The 21,763-nt window shown below is 68.6% G+C and carries 18 protein-coding genes; 10 read left to right on the top strand and 8 right to left on the bottom strand.

The genetic code is table 11. From position 1 onward, the window contains the following. Positions 1 to 2: 2 nt before the first annotated feature. The 3 genes from ACFSXZ_RS09305 to ACFSXZ_RS09295 are packed head-to-tail and all read right to left on the bottom strand — an operon-like array spanning position 3 to position 3,954. Complete coding sequence (locus ACFSXZ_RS09305) at positions 3 to 1,598, bottom strand: thiamine pyrophosphate-binding protein (RefSeq protein ID WP_378263393.1); 1,596 nt, start codon at positions 1,596 to 1,598, stop codon at positions 3 to 5. Further along, positions 1,595 to 2,527: an agmatinase gene (gene speB, locus ACFSXZ_RS09300; RefSeq protein WP_378263391.1), complete on the bottom strand. Its 933-nt coding sequence runs from the start codon at positions 2,525 to 2,527 to the stop codon at positions 1,595 to 1,597. The genes ACFSXZ_RS09305 and speB overlap by 4 nt, the downstream gene beginning before the upstream one ends. Continuing rightward, the gene (locus ACFSXZ_RS09295; RefSeq protein ID WP_378263389.1) at positions 2,524 to 3,954 is read right to left on the bottom strand and encodes a sodium:solute symporter; all 1,431 of its coding nucleotides are present in this window, start codon (positions 3,952 to 3,954) and stop codon (positions 2,524 to 2,526) included. Before ACFSXZ_RS09295 ends, speB begins: the two co-directional genes overlap by 4 nt. Positions 3,955 to 4,055: 101 nt before the next feature. Between ACFSXZ_RS09295 and ACFSXZ_RS09290 the strand changes: the two genes are divergently transcribed. Then, complete coding sequence (locus tag ACFSXZ_RS09290) at positions 4,056 to 5,492, top strand: PucR family transcriptional regulator (protein ID WP_378263387.1); 1,437 nt, start codon at positions 4,056 to 4,058, stop codon at positions 5,490 to 5,492. 108 nt (positions 5,493 to 5,600) lie between these two features. On the opposite strand, the gene ACFSXZ_RS09285 is transcribed toward ACFSXZ_RS09290, so the two are convergent. Both ACFSXZ_RS09285 and ACFSXZ_RS09280 read right to left on the bottom strand, forming a co-directional pair. Beyond that, positions 5,601 to 6,053, bottom strand: a complete 453-nt coding sequence (locus tag ACFSXZ_RS09285) for an SRPBCC family protein (protein WP_378263385.1) — start codon at positions 6,051 to 6,053, stop codon at positions 5,601 to 5,603. Positions 6,054 to 6,168: 115 nt separating this feature from the next. Continuing rightward, positions 6,169 to 6,750 (bottom strand): TetR/AcrR family transcriptional regulator, encoded by a 582-nt coding sequence (locus ACFSXZ_RS09280; RefSeq protein WP_378263383.1) that lies wholly within the window; start codon positions 6,748 to 6,750, stop codon positions 6,169 to 6,171. A gap of 139 nt (positions 6,751 to 6,889) precedes the next feature. On the opposite strand from ACFSXZ_RS09280, the gene ACFSXZ_RS09275 reads away from it, so the two are divergent. The 4 genes from ACFSXZ_RS09275 (at position 6,890) to ACFSXZ_RS09260 (ending at position 13,379) form a co-directional block, all read left to right on the top strand. Next, positions 6,890 to 8,392, top strand: coding sequence for an aldehyde dehydrogenase family protein (locus ACFSXZ_RS09275; RefSeq protein WP_378263381.1), 1,503 nt, complete (start codon positions 6,890 to 6,892; stop codon positions 8,390 to 8,392). 144 nt (positions 8,393 to 8,536) lie between these two features. Beyond that, positions 8,537 to 8,707 (top strand): hypothetical protein, encoded by a 171-nt coding sequence (locus tag ACFSXZ_RS09270; RefSeq protein WP_378263379.1) that lies wholly within the window; start codon positions 8,537 to 8,539, stop codon positions 8,705 to 8,707. A 524-nt stretch (positions 8,708 to 9,231) separates the two neighbouring features. Next, positions 9,232 to 10,254, top strand: a complete 1,023-nt coding sequence (locus ACFSXZ_RS09265; protein WP_378263377.1) for a fumarylacetoacetate hydrolase family protein — start codon at positions 9,232 to 9,234, stop codon at positions 10,252 to 10,254. Positions 10,255 to 10,388: 134 nt separating this feature from the next. Continuing rightward, entirely contained in the window at positions 10,389 to 13,379 is a 2,991-nt protein-coding gene (locus ACFSXZ_RS09260) for a hypothetical protein (RefSeq protein WP_378263375.1), read from the top strand. Positions 13,380 to 13,455: 76 nt separating this feature from the next. On the opposite strand, the gene ACFSXZ_RS09255 is transcribed toward ACFSXZ_RS09260, so the two are convergent. Beyond that, positions 13,456 to 13,872 carry a VOC family protein gene (locus tag ACFSXZ_RS09255; RefSeq protein WP_378263373.1) on the bottom strand — a complete coding sequence of 139 codons (417 nt, stop codon included), beginning with the start codon at positions 13,870 to 13,872 and terminating at the stop codon, positions 13,456 to 13,458. Next, on the bottom strand, positions 13,869 to 14,735 hold the full coding sequence (locus ACFSXZ_RS09250; protein ID WP_378263371.1) for an enoyl-CoA hydratase/isomerase family protein: 867 nt from the start codon (positions 14,733 to 14,735) through the stop codon (positions 13,869 to 13,871). The genes ACFSXZ_RS09255 and ACFSXZ_RS09250 overlap by 4 nt, the downstream gene beginning before the upstream one ends. Positions 14,736 to 14,928: 193 nt before the next feature. Here ACFSXZ_RS09250 and ACFSXZ_RS09245 point away from each other — a divergent pair, with 193 nt between their 5' ends. The 5 genes from ACFSXZ_RS09245 to ACFSXZ_RS09225 all read left to right on the top strand — a co-directional run bounded on the left by ACFSXZ_RS09245 (position 14,929) and on the right by ACFSXZ_RS09225 (position 20,580). Next, a complete protein-coding gene (locus ACFSXZ_RS09245) occupies positions 14,929 to 16,317 on the top strand; it encodes an amidohydrolase family protein (RefSeq protein ID WP_378263369.1) in 1,389 nt (462 codons plus the stop codon). An 82-nt stretch (positions 16,318 to 16,399) separates the two neighbouring features. Continuing rightward, positions 16,400 to 17,641: an FAD-dependent oxidoreductase gene (locus ACFSXZ_RS09240; RefSeq protein WP_378263367.1), complete on the top strand. Its 1,242-nt coding sequence runs from the start codon at positions 16,400 to 16,402 to the stop codon at positions 17,639 to 17,641. Further along, positions 17,641 to 18,825: a serine hydrolase domain-containing protein gene (locus ACFSXZ_RS09235; protein WP_378263365.1), complete on the top strand. Its 1,185-nt coding sequence runs from the start codon at positions 17,641 to 17,643 to the stop codon at positions 18,823 to 18,825. The genes ACFSXZ_RS09240 and ACFSXZ_RS09235 overlap by 1 nt, the downstream gene beginning before the upstream one ends. Before the next feature lie 32 nt (positions 18,826 to 18,857). After that, a complete protein-coding gene (locus ACFSXZ_RS09230) occupies positions 18,858 to 19,355 on the top strand; it encodes a nuclear transport factor 2 family protein (protein WP_378263363.1) in 498 nt (165 codons plus the stop codon). 241 nt (positions 19,356 to 19,596) lie between these two features. Then, complete coding sequence (locus ACFSXZ_RS09225) at positions 19,597 to 20,580, top strand: alpha/beta hydrolase (RefSeq protein WP_378263361.1); 984 nt, start codon at positions 19,597 to 19,599, stop codon at positions 20,578 to 20,580. A gap of 109 nt (positions 20,581 to 20,689) precedes the next feature. Here ACFSXZ_RS09225 and ACFSXZ_RS09220 read toward each other — a convergent pair whose 3' ends face one another. Beyond that, positions 20,690 to 21,757, bottom strand: a complete 1,068-nt coding sequence (locus ACFSXZ_RS09220) for a HoxN/HupN/NixA family nickel/cobalt transporter (protein ID WP_378263359.1) — start codon at positions 21,755 to 21,757, stop codon at positions 20,690 to 20,692. Between the last annotated feature and the right edge of the window lie 6 nt (positions 21,758 to 21,763).

Genomic DNA, 21,763 nt, shown 5'->3' with positions numbered 1-21,763 from the left:
TATCAATGCTCCAGGTGGGTGGGGGCGAACATGCGGAGGGTGACGGGCAGGACGACGACGGTGGGGCCGGGCGTGGAAAGCGCTTTCGCGAGGTCCTCGCGGATGGTGTCCACTGTGGATGTGACGGCCGGGACGCCGAAGGACTGGGCGAGCATGGCGAAGTCCGGGCGCGCCAGTTCGGTCGCGGTGGTCCCGCCGAACGTGTCCGTCATGTACTCCCGCAGGATGCCGTAGCCGCCGTCGTCGATGATCAGCCAGGTGACGTCGAGCTGATGTTGCACCGCGGTGGCCAGTTCCGCGATGCCGTACATCGCGCCGCCGTCGCCCGAGACCGCGAGCGCCGGGCCGTGCACCGCCGCGCCCAGTGCCGCCGGGAAGGCGAAGCCCAGGCCGCCCGCGCCCTGCGCGCTGTGCAGCCGTCCCGGCCATGCCGACCAGGCCCAGTACCCGAGAATGGTCATATCCCAGAAGGTCGGCACGCTCTCGGGCACCACCGCATGAAGGTCGGCAAGCAACTGCTGCTCGCGTCGAAGGTCTTGGGCGGCAAGGCGTTCTCGCACCCGGCGCAGGAGCCCGGCCACGGCGGCTTCCGCGCGGCCGTCCGGCTCCCGTCGCGGTACCGACAGCGCGGCGAGCGCGAGCTTGACGTCGGCGTGAATGCCGAGCGCCGCGTGGTTGCTCTCCAGCTTGCCCGCGTCGGCCTCGATCTGGATCACCCGCCCGCGCGGGGCGAACCGGTGGTAGTTGCTGGACAGTTCGCCGAGTCCGGAGCCGAGGACGAGCAGCACGTCCGCGGCGGCGAGGAACTCCGTGGCATGCCAATCCTCCAGCCACGACCCGCCGGAAAGCGGATGCTCCCACGGGAAAGCACCCTTCCCTCCGAACGTCGAGAGCACCGGCGCCCGCAGCGCCTCGGCCAGCGCCAGCAGTTCCTTCTGCGCCCCGGCCCGGACTACCCCGCCGCCCGCGAGGATCACCGGGTTCTCTGCCGTGGCAAGGAGATCGCTTGCCGCACGGATGAGATCGGGCAGCGGCGCCAAGGCACGTACGGTGTGCGGCACCGACGTGACGGGCGGCAGAGAGGCCGGGGCGAGCAGCACGTCCTGCGGGATCTCGACCCAGACCGGTCCACAAGAGACACTCGACGCCGAGGCCCACGCGTCGCGGATCGCGCCGGGGATCTGGCTCACCGTGCGGACCAGGTGCACCGACTTGACCACGTCCCGGAAGCTCGCCTGCTGATCTGGCAACTCGTGCAGGTACCCGCGGCGCCCGCCGCCGAGGCCGGCGACCGGGATCTGGCTGGAGATTCCCAGTACCGGCACCGAGGATTCGCGTGCCTCGTGCAGCGAAGCCAGCGTCAGCAACGCGCCGGGCCCGGTCGAGACGATCATCGGGGTCACCTCGCCGGTCACCCTGGCATGCCCGTCCGCCGCGAAGGCGAGGTTGTTCTCCACCCGTGCGCTCATCACCCGAAGGTCCGACCGGCGCAGCGCGTCGAACAGGCCGAGCGCGTGCTGCCCCGGCAGACCGAACACGGTGTGTGCGCCGAGAGCCCGCAGCGTCTCGATCACCAGGTCGCCGCCGATACGGTTCACTTCAGGCACAGCAGGCTGACCAGGTCGTAGGCGACGTGGGACGCGGCGATCGCGGTGATCTCGGCGTGGTCGTAAGCCGGGGCCAACTCGACGACATCCGCGCCCACCAGGTTGCTGCCGCGCAGGCCGCGCAGGATCTCCAGCAGCTCCCGGCTGGTCATGCCGCCGGCTTCCGGGGTGCCGGTGCCGGGCGCGTGCGCGGGGTCGAGCACGTCGATGTCGACCGAAACGTACAGTGGCCGGTTGCCGATGCGCTGGCGCAGCGCGTCGATCGTCTCGTCGACCCCGCGCCGTAACACGTCGGCGGAGGTGACGATGCCGAAGCCGAGCTTCCGGTCGTCGTCAAGATCCGCCTTGCCGTACAAGGGACCGCGGGTACCGACGTGGCACAGCGCGCTCGTGTCGAGGATGCCCTCCTCGACCGCGCGGCGGAACGGGGTGCCGTGCGTGTACGGCTCACCGAAATAGGTGTCCCAGGTGTCGAGGTGCGCGTCGAAGTGCAGCAGCGCCACCGGCCCGTGCCGCTTCGCCGCGGCCCGCAGCAGTGGCAGCGCGATCGTGTGGTCACCGCCGATGGTGACCAGCTTCGTGCCGCTCGCGGAAAGCGCTTCCGCCTCACCCTGCAGGGTCTCGATCGCGGCCCCGATGTCGAACGGGTTCACCGCGACGTCCCCGGCGTCGACGACCTGCGCGGCCTCGAACGGGGACAGGTCAAGACCAGGGTGGTACGGGCGCAGCAGCCGGCTGGCCTCCCGCAGCGCGGCCGGCCCGAAGCGGGCGCCCGGGCGGTAGGAGACGCCCGCGTCGAACGGGACCCCGACCACCGCGACATCCGCGTGCCCGACCTGGTCCAGCCGGGGCAGCCGGGCGAACGCGGCGAACCCGGCGAACCGGGGAATCCGTGAGGAGTCGACGGGACCGAGAGTCATACAGCAACTCCTTCTCTTTCGGCGACGGCCTTTCCGCTCAGCCGCTCTGTCCACTGCGCCAGAACGGCGGCAGGGGTGCGGGGTGTGAGCAGGCTGAGGGCGACGTAGACGACGAGGCTCGCGCCCAGCCCGTAGTAGATCGGCTCGTTGGCTTCGAGCCCGTCGATGATCATGAAGGCGATCACCACGGCGGCGCCGGTGACCATCGAGGCGAGCGCGCCCGCGCGGGTGCCGCGCTTGAAGAACAGCGCGCCGAGGGTCGCCACCAGCAGCCCGCCGACGAGCAGGTTGTAGGCCACGGTCAGCGCGGCCACCACGTCGGTCACGATCATCGCGATGCCGATCGCGACCAGCCCGAGCACGAACGTCACGACGCGGTTCGTGCCCACGCCGGGCGAACGGCGCCGGAAGCGGGCGATCAGGTCGTTGGTCGTCACGGTCGAGCACGCGATCAGCGCGCCACTCGCGGTCGACATCAGCGCCGAGAGCGCGGCGGCCAGCACGAGACCGCGCACCCCGGCGGGCAGCAGGCGCTCGACGATCGTCGCGAACGCGTCCTGCGCGCTCGCCAGATCCGGGTAGAGGGCCTTCGCGGCGGTTCCGATCAACGCGCCCGCCAGGCCGTACAGCAGGCAGTAGACCCCGGAGATGATGCCGCCGGTCGTCGCGATCGCCGGCGTGCGCGCGGTGAACACGCGCTGCCAGATGTCCTGGCCGATCAGCAGCCCGAACCCGTAGATCAGCACGTAGGTGAAGATGGTCGCGCCGCCGATGCTGGTCATCGAGAAGTAGCCGGCATCGAGCCTCGCGGCCAGGCCGCCGAACCCGCCGGCCGAGGAGATCGCGATCGGCAGCAGCAGCGCGAAGATGCCGATCGTCTTGATCACGAACTGGGCGATGTCGGTGAGCGTGATCGACCACATCCCGCCGAGCGCCGAGTACAGCACCACGATCGCGCCACCGATGGCGATCCCGGCGATGTCCGGGATGTCCAGCAGCACCTTGAAGATCGTCGCGAAGGCGAGCGTCGAGGTGACGGTCAGCATCAGCGTGTACGCCCACATCACGGCGCCCGAGATCGCGCTCGTACTGCCGCCGTAACGCAGGTCGAGCATTTCGCCGACGGTGTACACGCGAAGTTTCACCAGCCGCCGCGCGAACACCGCGTGCAGCACGAGGATACCCAGCCCGATCGTCATGACCAGCCAGGCGCCCGAGATCCCGTAGGTGTAGCCGAGCTTGACCCCGCCGATCGTCGACGCGCCGCCCAGCACGACGGCCGACATCGTGCCGGAGTACATGAACCAGCCCAGCCGTCGTCCCGCGACGAGGTAGTCGCTCTTGGTCCTGGCCAGGCGCAGCCCGTACGAACCGATCCCGATCATCGCCGCGATGTAGAGCGCGATCACCGCGTAGTCGCCGCCCATGCCGCGTCCCTTCCGTCGCTGCCGTTCCGGTCACCGTAGGTCCGCGGGCGGGACTCCAGGACGGGATGATCCAGCCCAAACTGAGGTAGTCTCTGGTCGAAATGTCCAATCAGCAGTCCTTCGCGGGTGCCGATGTCACCGTCCCGCTAAGAGCCGTGGTCGACCGTCCGGGTCTGGCGCTCGAGGCGGTGCGCGAGACCCTGCGCCCGGGAGCGCTCGACCTGCCGGTCCGATGGGCGCATGTGAGTGAGCTGCGCGATCCGGCGCCGTACCTGCTGGGCGACGAGTTGCTGCTGACCGCGGGCGTGAACCTCCCGGGCGAGCAGCGTGAGGTCGACCGGTATGTGCGCGGGCTGCGCGCGGCCGGGATCACCGCGCTCGGGTTCGGGGTGACCCCGCCGATACACGAAGAGCTGCCGCGTGCGCTGCGCCGCTCGTGCGCGCGGCACGGGCTCCCGCTGCTGGTGGTCCCGGTCGAGACGCCGTTCCTGGCGATCAGTCGCGCGGTCTCGGTCGCGCTCGGCGAGGCGAGCAGGCGGGACGAGCGCCGGATCGCCGAAGCGCGGGAAGCGCTTACCCGGGCCGCCTCCAGCGGTCTCGGCGAGGTCGTGCGCGGGCTCGCGCAGCGGCTGTCCGGATGGGTCGCCATGGTCGGCGGCGCCGACGGTGTGCCCGTCGCGGAGGTCCGGGCGCCGCTGCCGTTCCCGACCGAGCTGAGCGCGCTGCTCGGCCGGCTGTGGTCGGGCACCGGGATTCGCAGCGCCACCACCGAACTGGCCGATGGCACGTTCGTCGTGGCGCAGCCCGCAGGGCCTGCGCACCTGCTCGTGGCGGGGCGCCGCACCCGGTTCGAGAACGCCGAACGCATGATCGCCGGGGTCGGCGCCGGAGTGCTGGGCCTGGTCGCCCGGTCCGGCGTCGCGACGCTGGGCAGTGCGCTGACTTCCTTGCTGCTGGGCGAAACCCGCCCGGCAGACGTGCTGCGGACGCTGCTGCCGCCGGGTGAGTACCGGGTGGTCGCGGGCGTGTCCGAAGGACGCGAGCCCGACCACGACTGGTTGCGCGACAAGCTCGGCACGCCCCTGGTCGCGGACGGCGAGCGGTTCACCGCGATCGTCTCGGTAATGCCGGACCTCGACGAGCTTCGCGCGCACGGCCGGCTCGCCGTCGCGAGCGCACCTGTCGCGCCGGAGGAGATCGCCGACGCCGCCAGGGAAACCACCGTGCTGCTGGAGCGGGCCCGCGCGGCGGGAAAACCGATCGTCTCCGGGGCCGGGCTCGACGCGGTGGTCCCGACGGACGCGGCGAAAGCCTTCGCGGCACGCACGCTCGCGCCGCTCGCCGGGCGCCCGGAACTGGTGGAGACACTGCGGTGCTGGCTTGCCCACCACGGCGGGTGGGACCGCACGGCCGCGGCGCTCGGCGTGCACCGCAACAGTGTCAGACACCGGATCGCACAGGCCGGGCGCCTCCTCGGCACCGACCTGTCCGATCCGGAACAACGTATGCAGTTGTGGTTCGCCCTGCGCTGGGCCTGAGCCGACGTGTTGGCCCTTGACATGGCCGTGTTCGCCGGCCACGACGCTCACCGTGCGCATGACATTCTGTCATTTCGAACAAATCACCGGGCCGAGTCCACGCAGGACTCAGTGCCGCACAGCGCGGGCCAGGTTGTCCAACGTCTGTGTCATCGTCCGCCGGTTGCGGACCGACCGCGGTATCCCCCCGGTGCCGAGGAACGTGAACATCCGGAAGAACAGGTTGCGCTGATCGAAGGTTCGCTCGGTGACCTCACACCCGTCGGGCGTCGGAGTGATCTCGAACTCCCACGTCGACACTGGCTGATCACGCACGCTGACGGCGAAGGCGAAGCGCTTGCCGGAATCGGCCGCGGTGACGGTGCAGACCGTGCTCCACTTGTACCACGGCCGCCGGTTGTCTCCGCGAAAGGTCGATCCGACGGTGCCCGGCTCACCGGTCAGCCATTCGGCCCCAGCTGACTCAGGACTCCACTCGGCCATCCGGGTTACGTCGGAGATCAGCTCGTACACCTGTTGAGCATCGCCGGACATCATCCGCCGGACTTCAACCATGGCCATGAAAAAATCTCCTTGTTAGCCAAAAGGGAGTTAAAGACTAACATTCAATGGCCGCGGAGTTTTTCGCGGATGCTGCCGCGATCGGTTTCATTACCCCAGGCCCTGGAGGAATCGCTCATGGCTTGGCGGGTCGAGGTGCAGGCGGGCGTAAGCCGTCCAGCATGATGCGGATCAGAGCGCCGGCGAAGTCCGGGTGGTTGTCAACGCCGCCGAGGGCCACCAGGCCGTCGAGGATCTGTCCGAGTGAGACGTCGTCGCGCACTTCGCCGCTGCGCTGCGCGGCGAGGAACAGGGGCTCGCCGGCCGCGATCGTGCGGGATCGGTTTTCCCGGAGAACGACCGGAGTGTCGCTGGCCGATTCGGCAAGGAGCAGCGATGCGAGCGGCTTTTTGCGGGCGCCGGTGGTGTGGAAGAACCTGAGCCAGGCGAAGAACGCGTCTCCGGGTGTTTCCCCCGTGACGTGCTCGGCGGCTTCACAGATGTCGTCGACCGTGTGGCGGTAGAGCTCTTCCACCAGTTCGAGACGGCCCGGGAAATTGCGGTAGAGCGTGGCCATGCCGACACCGGCACGTCTGGCGATTTCGGCCATCGACGGCGCGGCGCCCGGCGCGGCGAAGGCCTCGCGGGCCGCCGCGATGATCTTCGATCGGTTGCGCTCGGCGTCGGCGCGCCGGACGGCAGTAGCCTCACCGCCCACGACGGATCCCTCCCTCCATGGTCGTCCCAGCATACCGGATAGCCTTCTCAGTTCACCGTTGCGAAACGGACTGCCTATCCACTACGCTAACTGGATAGGCAGTCCGCTTGTGGATCTGCTATTCAGGAGAGGAATGACCATGACTGTGTCCGCGAACACCGCGCCCGTCGCCGAGGCCACTCGGCGCGACTTCCCCGCGTTCGTGCGTGCCGGCGACCGGATGATGTGGATCGACGGCCGGCGCACGGCCGCGGTCTCCGGGCGGACCCTGCCGAACACCGATCCGGTCACCGAGCAGGCGCTGGCGAGCGTGCCGCGCGGTGAGGCGGCCGACGTGGACGCCGCGGTCAAGGCCGCCAGCAAGGCCTTCACCGATCCCGCCTGGGCGGACATGAGCCCTGACCGGCGCGGCCGGATCCTCAACCAGATCGCCGACGTCATCGAGGAGCACGCCGACGAGCTGGCCACCATCGACTCCGTCAACATGGGCGCCCCGCGCATGCTGACCGGGCGCATGCTGGCCGAGGCGAGTGAGATCTTCCGCTACTACGCCGGCTGGCCCACCAAGCTGTCCGGCGTGAGCGTTCCCGCAGGCAAGGACCGCATGGCCTACACCCGCAAGGAGCCGCTCGGCGTCGTCGGCATCATCTGGGGCTGGAACGGGCCGATGGGCCAACTGCCCGGCAAGCTCGCTCCGGCACTCGCCGCCGGGAACACGATCGTCCTCAAGCCCGCCGAGACCGCGTCGCTGAGCACGCTGCGCCTGGCGGAACTGCTGGCCGCCACTGATCTGCCGGCCGGCGTCGTCAACGTCGTCACCGGTCTGGGCTCCGAAGCGGGCCAGGCGCTGGTTGCGCACCCCGGTGTCGCGAAGATCGCCTTCACGGGGTCGACCGCGACCGGCAAGGCGGTGCAGCGCCTGGCCACCGACACGCTCAAGCGCGTCACCCTCGAACTCGGCGGCAAGTCGCCGTCGGTCGTCTTCGCCGACGCCGACCTGGGCACCGCGGCCCGCGGTGTGGCGGCAGGCTTCCTGGGCAACGCGGGGCAGGTTTGCGTCGCCGGATCTCGCGTGTTCGTCGAGGAGAGCATCCGCGACGAGTTCGTCGAGAAGCTGCTCAAGACCATGGAGGCGTTCACCCCGGGCGACCCTCTGGCGCAGGGCACGCTGGCGGGTCCACTGTCCACCAAGGCGCAGTTCGACCGCGTCGGCTCCTACCTCGACATCGCCCGGCAGGAGGGCGCGAACGTCGTGACCGGCGGTGAACGCTTGGGCGATCACGGCTACTTCTTCGCCCCGACCCTGCTCGACAACGTCCGTCCCGACATGCGCGTGGTACGCGAGGAGGTCTTCGGCCCGGTGGGCGTGCTGACGACCTTCACCGACATCGACGACGTGATCGCCCAAGCCAATGACACCGACTACGGGCTGGCCGCCTCGGTCTGGACGACGAACCTCACGACCGCACACCGCATGGCCGCGGCCATCGAGGCCGGCACGGTCTGGGTGAACACCTGGGCCGAGATGAGCACCGGCAACCTGCCCTTCGGTGGGTACAAGCAGTCCGGTCTCGGCCGCGAAGGCGGCCTGGAAGGCCTGGACACCTACACCCAGGTCAAGGCCGTCCGCATCGCGCTGTGAAGGCACGACCACGCCGCGATTCCGCGGCGAGCGAAGCTCTGTGCGGGTCCCGCCACGGCAGGGGAAGCCACTCGGCAACGGCACGTCGCGGCTGACCGCTGTTGCCTGGACAGCAAGGGAACCGGGCCGTCAATCTGTTCCACAGTGGACAGATGGACGGCCGACATCACGAACAAGAGAATGACCGCCGGCGAGGACGTACCCGGGGTGCGCGGCGCTCTCGCGGACGTGACGGCGTATCTCGCGGGTCGCCCCTACCGGGGTGTGACCGTGGCCGACGGCGCCCCGGCGCCCGAACTCGGCCCCTGGCTCTGAGCGGCTCAACCAGGTCGCGGTCTTCGAGTCGCCGAAAGCACTCGTCGGCGAAGAAGACTGGGGCACGCCCGACGAACTCGACCGGGCGTTCGGCGGCCTCGACCCGTTCATCACCGAAGGCCTGCCCCACCTGTGGCGTGACAAATGGTGGCGCATGTTCGACCGCGACCCGATCGACAACTGGGTCTACGGCCGCGTTGCTCTCCTCGCTGATGCCGCGCACCCGCCGCTGCAGTACATCGCGCAGGGCGCCATCATGGCCATCGAGGACGGCTGGGTACTCGCCCAGCACGTCTCCCGCCGTCTCGTGCGGACCTCCAACGGCATGAAGCCCGACTGGGACCGAGTGCTCGCGGCCTACAACGCTGTTCGGCCTCCCCACTGCCGCCGCGTGGTCCTCACGTCCCGCTCCTGGGGCGTGCTTGAACGCACGATTTCGCCCGCCTTTGCACGGATGCGCGCACGCTGGCCCCTGAGAGCACCACGGACGTGCCGTGCGTGCGGTCGCGGGACAGGAGCCGGTCGTGAAGTTTGCGCGCGCAGTGGTGGACAGCTTCGGCAGCACCGAGCATCGCGTTCTCGTGTCGGCGGGCGACGGGCCGTGGATGGACCTTCGTAGCTGGGTCCGAGACGATCTCGTCCGCAACGGTGCGGAGAAGGATCGCGCGGCCGAACTGGCCCTCGCCTGGGTGCCCGGAAGCCTTTCGTCGGCGTTGCGGGGCGGCACCGGTTTTCTCGAATTCGCGTCCCGTGCCGTCGTGGATCTGAGCCTGGGTACCGTTTGGGATGGTCCACTCGAACTCGCGAACGCACTGGACCCGACGAGTTACCGCGACTTCATGGTCTTCGAGGAGCACTTCCGGTTCGGCTACGAGTGGCAGGGCAAGCCAGTGCCGGAAATCATGTACGAGTTGCCGGTCTGTTACGCGGGCGATCCCCGGTCGTTCATCGGACCGTTCGACGAGATTCCGTGGCCCTCCTACTCGCGGCGTCTCGACTACGAGATGGAGTTGGGCATCGTGCTCGGCAAGACCACTCAGGACGTCACGTCTGACGCGGCGCTGGACCATGTCCTGGGCCTGACGATCCTGAACGACGTCAGTGCTCGTGACATCCAGGCACGGGAGATGTCGGGAGGCCTGGGCCCGTCGAAAGGCAAGCACTTCGCGTGCGTGTCCGGTCCCGTGGTCGTGTCGCTCGACGAACTGTCCGGCGAGCGTCTCGCCATGAGCGTGCGGGTAAATGGGGACACGTGGTGCGAGACGACGAGCGATCGCATGATCTGGTCGGTGGCCGAGATCGTGTCGTGGGCTTCGCAGGGTGAACGCCTTCCCGCCGGCACGCTGCTCGGCAGCGGAACCTGCAACGGCGGCTCCTCCATCGAGCTGGGACGCGAGTTGTCGCCCGGTGACGAGATCGTCCTGGCCATCGAGGGGCTCGGGGAGACCCGCAACCGGCTCGGCCGGCCACAGTCGAACGCCTCGCCCGCGCGACCGCGCATGCGGACGGCGGACGGGCGCTCGGCCGAGCACCACTTCCTCGCCTGAGCGGTCCGTCCGGCCGACCCCGAAGATTTCGCCCTTATTTGCGCGGACCATGGCTGACTGGTGCAATCGAGCCGAAGTGCGGACCGGGTTCTCGATGAGGACGTCGAGAGGCGACACCATTGATCGATCAGGGCATGAGTCTTGTCGCGGCGCGGCTTCGACCTCCGCACCTGGGTGATGAGGTACGGCCGCGGCGGCGGGTCGTCGACCTGATCCACCATCGGCTCTCGTCGCACACCATCCTGATGGTCACCGCGACGGCGGGATCCGGTAAGACCACGGCCGTGGCCCAAGCTCTCCCGGGTCTTGACTGGCGGAGCTGTTGGTTGCGTCTCGATGTGTCCGAACGCGCCGCCGGGCGGCTGCTGATCTACCTCGAGGCGGTCTTGCGCGCCACCGACGGGTCGATCCCGCCCGTCGTGGAGGCCGCGTTCGGGGAGGAGATCGGGCACGTCGAGACGGCTGCGCTGCTCGCCGAGGCCGTCGGTGCCCGGAGGTTGGTCATCGTCCTCGACGAGGCTGAGAAGGTCGTGGTCTCGGCCGGAGCGCGAGCTGTCCTCAGCTCGTTCATCCGTCATCTCCCGGGCAGCGCACGGGTCGTCGTCATCTCCCGCGTGGAGACGCAGCTTTCGCTGTCGCGCGAAGAACTGGGCGGACTGGTGGGAACGGTGGTGGAGCAGGACTTGGCCTTCACCGTGGACGAAGCTCGTGAGGCCCTCGATGCGGTCTCGCGGCCCGAGGTCGATCCACAGGTGGCGGTGACCGCCACGGGAGGATGGGCAGCGGGCATCCTGTTCGGCTCGTGGACGTCGGACCAGCACGTCCACGGCACAGGCGGTGAGGTCGACCCGCTTCACGGTTACCTGTCCACCGAGATCATGTCCGGTCTGCCGGGTCGCCTGCGGTCGTTCCTGATTTCGACGTCGGTGCTGACCGAGGTGACCCCGGCCCGGGCGGCCGCGCTGGGGTTCGACGACGGCGGAGCCCTGCTGGCGGAGCTCGCCGAGATGCACCTGCCGGTGGAGCTGGATCATCAATCGCTGTCGATGCGAGCTCACCCGCGCTTCCGCGAGTACCTCCTCAACCGGTTCCTCGAACTCGGTCACGTCGACCAGCAGACCATCCGGCAGGCCCACGGAGAGCTGCTGGCGAGCGAGGGCCAGATCGAGGACGCCGTCGACGAACTCCTCGCCGCCGGCGACGTCGCGAAGGCCGAGGACCTGGCGAAGCCGGTGATCCTCGACGTCACCCGCCGGCTCGATCTCGATGTCGCCGCCCGGTGGCTCGCCGCCTTCCGGCGGTGGCGCGTCGAGGAGTCGCCGGAGCTGACCGCGGCACAGATGCTCGTCGCCTTGGAGCGAGAGGAGTACGGCGCGGGTGCCGAGGCGGCCGACCGGATGCTCCGCCTCGCCAAGCCGTTGACCGCCGGTTCCGCGATCGACTCCCGGATGCTCGGTGTGATGGCTTGGTGCTACTTCCTCGTGGGCCGCCTCGGCGACGCCGGCCGGCTGCTCGACTCGGCACCGTCCGACGCCCGCATCGACGTCATCCGCTTCTGCATCGGCGTCGAACTCATCGACGACCCGACCCATTACCGGGATCGTCCCGCGGACTCGGGCACGGAGATCGACGGGCTGCTCGCGCGGGTGGACCTGGCGCACGGTCGATTCGAGCAACTCCTGCACCGCACGCCTTCCGCGATGACCGCGGTCCGCCTGAGCCGGCTCGGTGCGTTGACAGGCCTGGGACGCCTCGAGGAGGCGCTGGCCGTCGCGGGAGAGTCGTCGCACGGGTGGACGGGAACCCGGCTCACCGCGGAGCTCCTCGCCGAGTGCGGCCGTCCGGCCGACGCTTGGGCGGCGCTGATCGACGGCCGTGATCGCCTCGCGCGCACCGACGCGCCGTTGTTCCGCATTTTCGCCCTGCTCACGGAGGCCATGCTCGCCCTCAGATTCCAGAAGGACCCCGCCCAAGCCGCCGCGGCGCTGCGCGCCGTAGAACGTGAGCCGACAGCCCTCGACAGGGTGCGGGTGGTGGAGCAACTGGAACTGTGGCGCGGGTTGATCGCGCTCCTCGAAGAACGTGAGCACGACGCCGTGACCCACCTCAGGGAAGCCGTTGGGCTCATGAGCCGGTGGGATCGCCGGCTGTTCCTCCCGACCGCGGCGGTGTACCTCTCGGAGGCGGAGTGGCGGGTCAACAATGAATCCGGCGCCGATGAGGCCGCCGACATGGCGCTGTCGGTGTCGCAGCAGATCGGTTCGATGCACCTCATCGGCCGTGCCCTGGCGGAATTCCCCGCTGTGCTGTCGCGCCGGCTCGACGCCGAGGTGGATTCGGACGGGCCGTGGCGCGATCTCGGACGCACGCTTCTGTTGCAGGCGGAGACGCGATCGGACGTGCCGGACGCGGCGCTCGTCAGGGTTCGGGAGACCCCACCGCTCGGTCTGGAGATCGGGGGCCGGTTCCACGAACTCAAGCTGTTGAAAGCGGTCGAGCTGTTGTCCTACCTCGCGATGAACGGTGGCACCGCCCTTCGGGCCGAGCTGATCGGCGCGCTGTTCGAGAGCAAGAACGACAAGGCCGCACAGGCCTACCTGCGGATGGCCGTCAGCGCCGTGCGCGAGGTTTTTCCCGGTGGACAGTGCATCGAGGTCGACGCGGAGCGCGTGACGTGGACGTTCGGCGAGCTGACGAGCGACTTCGTGGAAGCCCAAAGCGCCTATCGCCGGCTGCGGGACGTCAACGGCAGGCAGCGGCTGAAGCTCGCGCAGAGACTGCTGGCGGAGGTGGTGGGCGGAGAGTTTCTCGCGTCCGCGAGATCGATGTGGACGATCGGGCAGCGGGCGGTGTGGCAGGACCTCGTGGTCGACATCCGTTTCGCGGCCGCTGAGGCGGCGTTCGCGGCGAACCAGCTGGGAGTGGCTCATGTCCTGGTGAGGGAGGTCCTCGCGGCCGATCGGTACCGAGAGCGTGCGTGGCGCCTGGCGATGCGGATCGCTGCCGCGGTCGGCGACGACGATCGCGTGATCTCCCTGTTCCGGCAGTGTGAGACGGCACTGGCCGAGGTACCGGCCGTGCCGAGCGGCTCGACCCGCCGGCTGCTCGACGACCTGCGCGTCTGACCGTGAACGGCGGCACCCGCCGGAGCGTGAGGAACGGCTTCGGCGGGTGCCGTCGCGCCACGAGAGGAGGGCGCGTTCAGACCAGTTCGTCCGGCAACGCGTCCTTCGGCGGCGGGAATTCGCCGTGCACGATCTCGACTCGATTGGCGTCCGGGTCGCGGTAGAAGGCGACCCGCACCTCCTGCCGTCCGCCCGGGTGATACGCCGGCCCCTCGGGCTCGATGCCTTGCGCCGCAAGCCTTTTGATCGTGGCGTCGAGGTCGTCGACCGCCAGTGCCAGGTGGCCCGTTCCAGGATCGGTCGACCAGCCGGGGTCACCGGTCTCGTTGACCGAGAACTCGAGAACCGCGTCGCCTTCGGGCGCGCCGAGGTAGACGGTGTAGAGCCCCGGCATCCGCATGCAGCCGACCACGTCGAGGCCGAGTGCGCGGTAGAAGTCCAGGCTGGCCCGCGGATCGGAGACCCGGATGTTGGCGTGGTGGATGCGGGTCACGAGTCGGCCTGCTTGACGTTCGAGATGTCGAAACCGGCTTCCTTGGCCATCGGCCAGTAGTCGTGGCAGGCCCACGACTCCAGGCCCTGGCCGAAGCTCAGCTCCTTGGTGAACAACTCGCGCCAGGGCTGAACGAGAAGCGATCGGGTGACGCGACGCTGGATGCGGTTGCGCGCCATGAAGATCGTTTCGGCGATTTCCCAGGCCCGCTCGAGGAGCTTGTCCTTGGGTACGACTTCGCTGACCAGACCGAGGTCGAGGCATTGCCGGGCATCCAGGGTCTCGCCGGTCAGCAGGAAGTACTTGCCGCGGTTGTGGCCCAGTAGCTCACGGAACAGCGTGTGCACACCGTCGCCGGGGACGATGCCCATCCCCGTGTAGTGCGTGTCACGGATCGTGGTGGTGTCCGACGCGATGACGATGTCGTTGAGCAGTGCCAGTTCGGCGTGGATCAGCAGGGGGCCGTTGATCGCGGCGATGACCGGGATCTCCAGGTTCAGCAGGGAGAACGGTTCCTTCGTCTGGTCGAAGTAGAAGACGTCGTAGCCGTGACGGTGCTCGAACGGCTCGCGGAATCCGTTGCGATCCCACGAAGCCTCGTCGAACGTCGAGAGGAATCCGTCCCCGGTGCCGGTGAGGATGATGACCTCGTTCTCGGGATCGTGGTGGATGTCCGCGAAAGCCGGGATGAACGCGCGGTGGAGTTCGAGGTCCCACTTCGCTTCGCCACCACCGGTGTGCATGGCGACCTCGAGGATGCCGTTCGCGCGCTTGAAGGTGAAGTACTCCGACCACGTCTGGGAGTAGTCGTCGAGGTAGGTGCGGTACATCGAGTGGCGGCTGAGCGCGGGCTTGTCGGTCATGAAGTACGTGTCCTCTCGGTGTGGTGGCTCCAGCCTGCGGCGTGGGCAAAAACCGAGGCGAAATCCGGTTTCCGCGATCAGCGGCGGCTCTTCGTTACGCCAGGGGCGGTTTGGCGCGCATTTGCGGCGACGGGACTAGCGTCGTCGCCATCAGCGGGCATAAGGGCCGCGCTTGGACATGACGGAGTGCCCGATGACGAAAACCCTGCTGCGCGGCGGCACGGTCGTGCCGGTCGACCCGGCGCAGGCGGAGTCCCGAGTGTGCGACGTCCTGGTCGACAACGGCGTGATCGCGGCCATGGGGCCGGACATCGTCGTGGATCCTGCCGCCTGCGAGGTCCTCGACATGAACGGTCGCGTGCTGACTCCCGGATTCGTCGACACACACCGGCACCTGTGGCAGTCGTTGTTCCGGTACGCCGGTGCGGACTGGACGATCGAGAACTACGTCCGCGACATGTGGGGGAAACTCGGTCCGGCATACACCGCCGAGGACATGTACGTCGCGCTGCGGATCGGACTGGCCGAGGCGCTCGACGGAGGATGCACCCAGATCTTCGACTGGAACCACAACCACCTCACGCCCGAGCACAGTGACGCGGCTGTCGCCGCGCACCGCGACTCCGGTGCGCGGTCGATTCTCGGGTACGGGCAGTCGATGACCGTGCTCAGCGAGTTCCTCGAGACGGGGCCCGGTGCCGGACGGACGCCTCCGTCGGAGGACCTCCGCCGGTTGCGCGAGCGGTACTACCCCTCCGACGATCAGCTCACCCGGCTCGCCATGGCCGCGCGAGGGGGTGAGGTCGCCACCGAAGAGGTCATCGCCGCCGAGGCCCGTCAAGCCCGGGATCTGGGACTGCGAACGAGTGTTCACGTCGGCAACGCCAACTGGGCGAAGGTCGGACCCGTCGAAAAGCAACGATCCGCGGCCGGCCTGACGTCGGACACCACGTGGGTGCACTGCAACTCGCTGAGTGATCGTGAACTGGCTTTGATAGCCGAGAGCGGGGGCACCGTGTCGGTCGCGCCCGAACTCGAACTCCACATGGCCATCGGTCCCATAGCGATCCGGCGGCTCCTCGCGCTCGGGATCAGTCCGAGCCTGTCGGTGGACACCTGTTTCAACATCAGCGGCGAGATGTTCAGCGTCATGAGGGCGGCGCTGTCGAGCGTTCGCGGCGAGGTCAACGCGGCCGCGATCGCCTCGGGATCGAACCCGCTCAGCTTGCCGCTCAGCACCCGTGACGTGCTGCGGTTCGCGACCATGGAAGGCGCCCGGGCGAATGGCCTGCTCGACCGCACCGGGACGCTGGAGGTGGGCAAGGAGGCGGACATCGTGGCGCTCAATGCGAAGAGCGCGAATCTGGCGCCCGTCAGTTACCCGACCGGGAGCGTCGTCATGGGTGCGAACCCGGGCAACGTCGAGCTGGTCATGGTCCGGGGACGGATCGTGAAGAGGGACTTCGCGCTGGTCGACACCGACCTCGATGCGCTCGCCGACCGCGCCCGGCATTGCCACGACCGACTTCTCAGCCGCATCGGGTCTCGCTTCGCCGAGGGCCTCCTCGTCGCCCGCGACTGATGCGGGCATTTCGCCAGTCTTTTCGTGCGGCTCCTAGCGTCTACGCCGTCGCGACAGAGCCGTCCGCACGAGGAGAGGCCACATGGCAAGAGCTGCAGGTAAGAGGGTCGCCATCATCGGTGCGGGCCCCGGAGGTCTCACCGCGGCACTGGGTTTGTCCCGGGTCGGGCACGACGTAACGGTGTTCGAGCGCTGGCCGGAGGTCAAGTCGGTCGGGGCGGGCATCGCACTGTGGCCGCCGCCGCTGAAAGCACTGGAGATCCTCGGCATCGACATCGAGTCGCTCGGCTCCCCCGCGGTCCCGGTCTTCACCCGTCCCGACGGCCGCGTGATCGGGGCATACCCGACCAAGGTCGACAAGACGATCGACACTCCCTTGTGGTTGGGGGCCATGCGGTCGGCCCTCTACGACGAACTCCACAGGGCGCTGCCTCCCGGGTTGATCCGGTCCGGTAAGCGATGCGTCAGCGTGTCACAGGACGATTCGAGTGCCACGGCCCATTTCGAGGACGGCACCGCCTTCGAGGCGGACCTGATCATCGGCGCGGACGGACTGCGTTCGGTGGTCCGGAAATACCTCGAGGGCGACAGGCCGATCCGTGACAACCACCTGACGGTGTGGCTGGGGCACACCTTCGAGTCCTTCCCGGACCGCGCGATGGCGCGGATGTCGTTGGACCCGCGGGGTTACCAGTGCGGCTACACGCCGATGGAGTATTACGGCCAGAAGGGCTGGCATTGGTGGGTCATGGAGCGCCGTGACTCGACATCGCCCATGCCGGAACCGCAGGCCATCAAGGAGCGGGTCATGACGATCGCCGAGGGCGTCGCCGATCCGGTGCCCGAGATGATCAAAAGTACGCCGTTGGAGCATTTCGTGCCCTGGGTCATCCGCGACCGGGATGCCCTGCCCTCGTGGGTGAACGGCCGTATCGCCGTCATGGGAGACGCCGCCCACGCGACCAACCCGTATGCGGGATACGGCGCCGGAATGGCGATCGTGGACGGCTTCTACCTGGCCTGCACGCTCGCCGGCGTCGACTTGTCAGACCGCGCGGCTCTGTCCCCGGTGCTCGCGAGGTACGAGGCGGACCGGAAACCGGAGACCGACGCCGTGGTCGCGTTCGCCTACATGATGGGCCAGCTGATGCACACGACGAACCCGGTCAAGCGATTTGTCCGGGACCTGCTGCTCGATCACACACCCTTCCTTCGCAAACAGCTCGCCAAGCAGTACGGGGACGCGCTTACGAGTGCGTTCGCGATGGTCGTGGAGCTGGGCAAGCGGATGCCGCCCGCCCAGGGAAAGAAACGGAGCCGGTAGTGGCCGAGAAACCGAACATCGAAGAGCCGGGCGAACTGGGGCTCGACGCGGGCGCGCTGGCCCGCTTGGGCGACGCGGTCCGCCGGGACGTCGCCTCCGGTCGCCACCACGGAGCGGTGCTGCTCGTCGCGCGCGAGGGCCGTGTCGGCTACCTGGAAACGATCGGGCACACCGACCTCGCACGTGGTCGTGAGGCCGCGACCGATGACATCTTCATGCTGATGTCGACGGGAAAGGCCTACACGGCGGCTCTCGTCCTCAGGGCCATCGACCGGGGGCACCTGGAGTTCACGACGAGGATCGCGGATGTCATCCCCGAGTTCGCCGTGCGCGGCAAGCAAGACGTCACGGTGGCGCAGCTTCTGACCCATACCGGAGGGACCTGGGCCGGTTTCGTCCCACCGCCGCCGTACGAGTGGGGTCCTGATTGGGGGAATCTCGAGAAGATGACGGCGGCGGTGTGCGCCCAGCAGCTCGCCAACCGGCCGGGCGAGCGAGTCTTCTACAACCCGTTCGCCAGCTACGGCATCCTCGGTGAAGTAGTGCGCCGGATCGATGCCGGTGGACGGCGATTCCTCGACATAGCCCGGGAAGACCTCTTCGAGCCGCTGGGCATGGCAGACAGCTCGTTCGGACTCGCGCTCGACCACCCACGCCGCGTGCCGCTCCGCATGGCCGAACTGACGCCGGGGGCCGCGGAGGTGAGCGTCATGGAGTCGCTCAACGACATCGTCGACGAGAACTTCGAACTGCCCGCCGGCATGGCCTTCAGCACGGTAGGCGACGTGCTGACGTTCACGGAGGCGCTGCGACGTCGCGGCAGCCTCGATCAGACCAGGCTGCTCTCCCCCGCGATCGTCGACTACGCGTACCGGAACCACACCGGCGACAAGCCGAACGACTTCTGGGACTTCAACAAGGAGGCGCGTCGCATCGCGGAGTTCCCGGCCAACTTCACCTATGGTGGCGGATACGTGCGCGGGGTCGGTGACTACCTGTCGCCATTCGGTTTCACGGCCTCTCCGAGCACCTTCGGCTCCGTCGGCTCGGGGTCGACAATGTGGATGATCGACCCAGAGCGGGACCTGACGTTCATCTTCCTCTCGGCGGGCCTGCTCGAGGGGCTCGCGCATTTCACCCGGCTGCAGCGCCTGTCCGACCTCGCCCTCGCTGCCGTCGACTGACCACCCCCGCGCGAGACACCAGGAGCACCTTCATGGGACTCAGCTCAGAAGAAAAGATCGCCTACCTCTATGACCGCAGCCTCATCTCCGACACGATCCACCGCTACTTCATGGCGTTGGACGTCAAGGATTGGGCGGCCGTGCGCGAGGTCCTCGACGATCGGTTCCTGATCGATGCGGCGACGGTCATGGAGAACGTCGCCGAACCCCAGCCTGTCGACGAGTTCATCGAGGGGCTGATCGCTCGCAACGGTGGCTTTCTGGGCACCACACACCTCAACCCGGGCCACATCATCGAGGTCGACGGCGACGCCGCTCACGTGAAGGCGCACATGTACTGCCCACATTGGGTCGATGAGACCGACGACGGGATGTACCTGGCGTATGGCCGATACGAGATCGATCTCGTCCGGCGAGGAGACGGGTGGCGCATGACGAAGCTGCTCATCCACATCGACGGTGCGCGGGGCGACGCATCGAGCGTCTATGCGGCCGCGGCCGCCAACTTCGAGGCGAAGCCGCACCGCTGAGGCGATTCACGCCTCGCTGAGGTTCTCTCGCCTTGGGCATCGGGTTTCCATCGGCTCATACTCCGATCCTCCACGCCGATGCAGAAACTGACATCCGAGTGATGACAGCGCCTGACATTAGTGCTACGTTGATGTCATGTACTGACATCAGTGCATCCGGACGGCCCGGCGAAACCGGTCCAAACGACCCACCATTCCCCTGCACGACCGGCTGCTGTGTAGCCGCGAGGAGACGAACGACTTGAACACCAAGAACGCATACGAGCGGATCGACCCCGAACTGGCCGAGGCCTTGAAGGCGGTGCCGATGACGGAGGCGGGGGTGTTCGACCTCAGCGATCTGGAGGGCACGCGCGCCGGCGTCCGCGCCTTCGCCGAGGCGATCGCGGCCCAGATACCGGATGAGCCGTCCGTGTTGGTCGAAGGGGTCGACGTGGTCCGCCCGGACGGATCCACCCTCCCCATCCGGCTCCTGCGGCCCACCGATGCGGCCGGGCCGCTTCCGGTGCTGCTCTGGTTCCACGGCGGGGGGCAGGTCCTCGGGTACGCGGCCCAGGACGATCCCACCCTCAAGCACCTGGTCGTGGAGGTCGGCTGCGTCGTCGCCTCCGTCGACTACCGGCTCGCGCCGGAGGCTCCCGCCCCGGCCGCCGCCGAGGACGGACTGCTCGCCTATCGCTGGCTTCGCGGTCAGGCGGCTGCGCTCGGTATCGACGAGGGCCGCGTCGCCCTGGCGGGACAAAGCGGCGGCGGGGGCATCGCCGCGGCCACCGCGCTCATGATCCGCGACCATGGCGAGCCGGCGCCGCTGTTCCAGGCGCTGAGTTACCCGATGCTCGATGACCGCAACACCACGGCTTCGAGTCACGAGATCACCGACATCGGCATCTGGGACCGCGCGACCAACATCTCGGCCTGGAACCTGATCCTCGGGGACCGCGCCGGCGTCGACGAGGTGCCGCCGTACTGCGCACCCGCGCGCGCGACGGACCTCACCGGCCTGCCGCCCACCTTCATCGCGGCGGCCGAACTCGACGTCTTCCGCGACGAAGACCTGAGCTACGCGACGCGGCTCCAGGCCGGCGGCGTGCCCGTCGAACTGCACCTGTACCCCGGCGCCTACCACGCCTGGGACCTCTTCGCCCCCGAAGCCGCGGTGAGTACCGCGTACGTCCACGCCTGGTACGGATACCTGCGCCGCCAGTTCTCTGCCCGTCAGCCCTGAGAGGAAGGCTCGCGGTCCAGCCGCGCGGTGACGAGTCCCATCTCCGACATCGTGGTCCTTCTGCCGAGGCACGGTGCCCCGGCCTCCGGATCACCACCCCGCCCAAAGATCACTGACAGTCCCGGTCGTACTTCTGGGACAGTCCGCAGTAGCGCCATGTGCCGGCCGCGACGAGCCAGGAGACAACGAAGAGGGCGACAACGATATAGCCGACCAGTTCGAAGTGCTCCGCGAGAGAGGCATAAGTGGCCAGGAAGCCGCCGGTTCCGGTGGCGTCGGCGAGGAGCCTGCCCACGTAGACGCTGGCGATGAAGACCGCGACCACGACGGTCATCCCGGTAGTGGCGATGTTGTAGTAGAGCCTGCGCGCCGGGCTGCGGTAGGCCCAGGAGTACAGGCGCGTCATGACGATGCTGTCGGCCGTGTCGAACGCGCTCATTCCCGCGGCGAAGAGCAACGGCAGCGACAGGACGGCCGGCGTGGGCAGCCCTGGGCCATCGGAGGCGGTGCTCGCGGACAGGGCCAGCAGGGTGACCTCGCTGGCCGTCTCCAGGCCGAGTCCGAAAAGGATGCCGACCGGGTACATGTGCCATGACGAGCGCACGAACCGGCGGGCGCGGCGGCCGAGGACACGGTTGAGCAGGCCATGGTTGAGCAGTCGCAGTTCGAGCTCCTGCCGGTCCAGCCTGCCTCCGGCCATCTGCCGCCACAGGCCGATGACACCGGCCAGCACGATCACGTTGAGCACGGCCACGAGCAGCAGGAACAGCATCGCGACGAGCTGGGACACCAGCCCGCCGACCTGGCGGAAAGCGCTCACTCCCCCGCCTGCGGCGCCCGCCGCGAGCGCCACGACGAGGGCGAGCACGAGAACCACGGTGGAGTGCCCCATCGCGAAGAAGAATCCGACGCCGACGGGCCTGCGGCCGCGCTGCACCATGAGCCGCGTCGTGTCGTCGATGGCGGCGATGTGGTCGGCGTCGAAGGCGTGCCGCATGCCGAGCGTGTAGGCGAGGGTGCCGGCGCCGGCGAAGGCTCCGGCACCGGCGGGACCGTTGGCGTAGCCGAGATACAGGCTCCAGCCGATGATGTGCAGTGCGGCGACGACGCCGGCGATTCCGGCGATCCGCACCCGTTCGGTGCGGGTCCAGCGGCCGGCGGTGACGGTGGTGAGCACAGGCGG

It is taken from the genome of Amycolatopsis pigmentata, from assembly GCF_042684065.1.
GTDB classification, from domain to species: domain Bacteria; phylum Actinomycetota; class Actinomycetes; order Mycobacteriales; family Pseudonocardiaceae; genus Amycolatopsis_E; species Amycolatopsis_E pigmentata.
Note: the sequence above shows the minus strand (reverse complement) of the source record. Positions and strands in the feature narration are given on the sequence as shown.

Bases quoted from the DNA above. Each gene is read 5' to 3' on its own strand.
- ACFSXZ_RS09275 (WP_378263381.1), top strand. From the start codon at position 6,890: ATGACTGTGTCCGCGAACACCGCGCCCGTCGCCGAGGCCACTCGGCGC.
- ACFSXZ_RS09260 (WP_378263375.1), top strand. From the start codon at position 10,389: ATGAGTCTTGTCGCGGCGCGGCTTCGACCTCCGCACCTGGGTGATGAG.
- ACFSXZ_RS09285 (WP_378263385.1), bottom strand. From the start codon at position 6,053: ATGGCCATGGTTGAAGTCCGGCGGATGATGTCCGGCGATGCTCAACAG.
- ACFSXZ_RS09295 (WP_378263389.1), bottom strand. From the start codon at position 3,954: ATGGGCGGCGACTACGCGGTGATCGCGCTCTACATCGCGGCGATGATC.
- ACFSXZ_RS09250 (WP_378263371.1), bottom strand. From the start codon at position 14,735: ATGACCGACAAGCCCGCGCTCAGCCGCCACTCGATGTACCGCACCTAC.
- ACFSXZ_RS09240 (WP_378263367.1), top strand. From the start codon at position 16,400: ATGGCAAGAGCTGCAGGTAAGAGGGTCGCCATCATCGGTGCGGGCCCC.
- speB (WP_378263391.1), bottom strand. From the start codon at position 2,527: ATGACTCTCGGTCCCGTCGACTCCTCACGGATTCCCCGGTTCGCCGGG.
- ACFSXZ_RS09290 (WP_378263387.1), top strand. From the start codon at position 4,056: ATGTCCAATCAGCAGTCCTTCGCGGGTGCCGATGTCACCGTCCCGCTA.
- ACFSXZ_RS09245 (WP_378263369.1), top strand. From the start codon at position 14,929: ATGACGAAAACCCTGCTGCGCGGCGGCACGGTCGTGCCGGTCGACCCG.
- ACFSXZ_RS09230 (WP_378263363.1), top strand. From the start codon at position 18,858: ATGGGACTCAGCTCAGAAGAAAAGATCGCCTACCTCTATGACCGCAGC.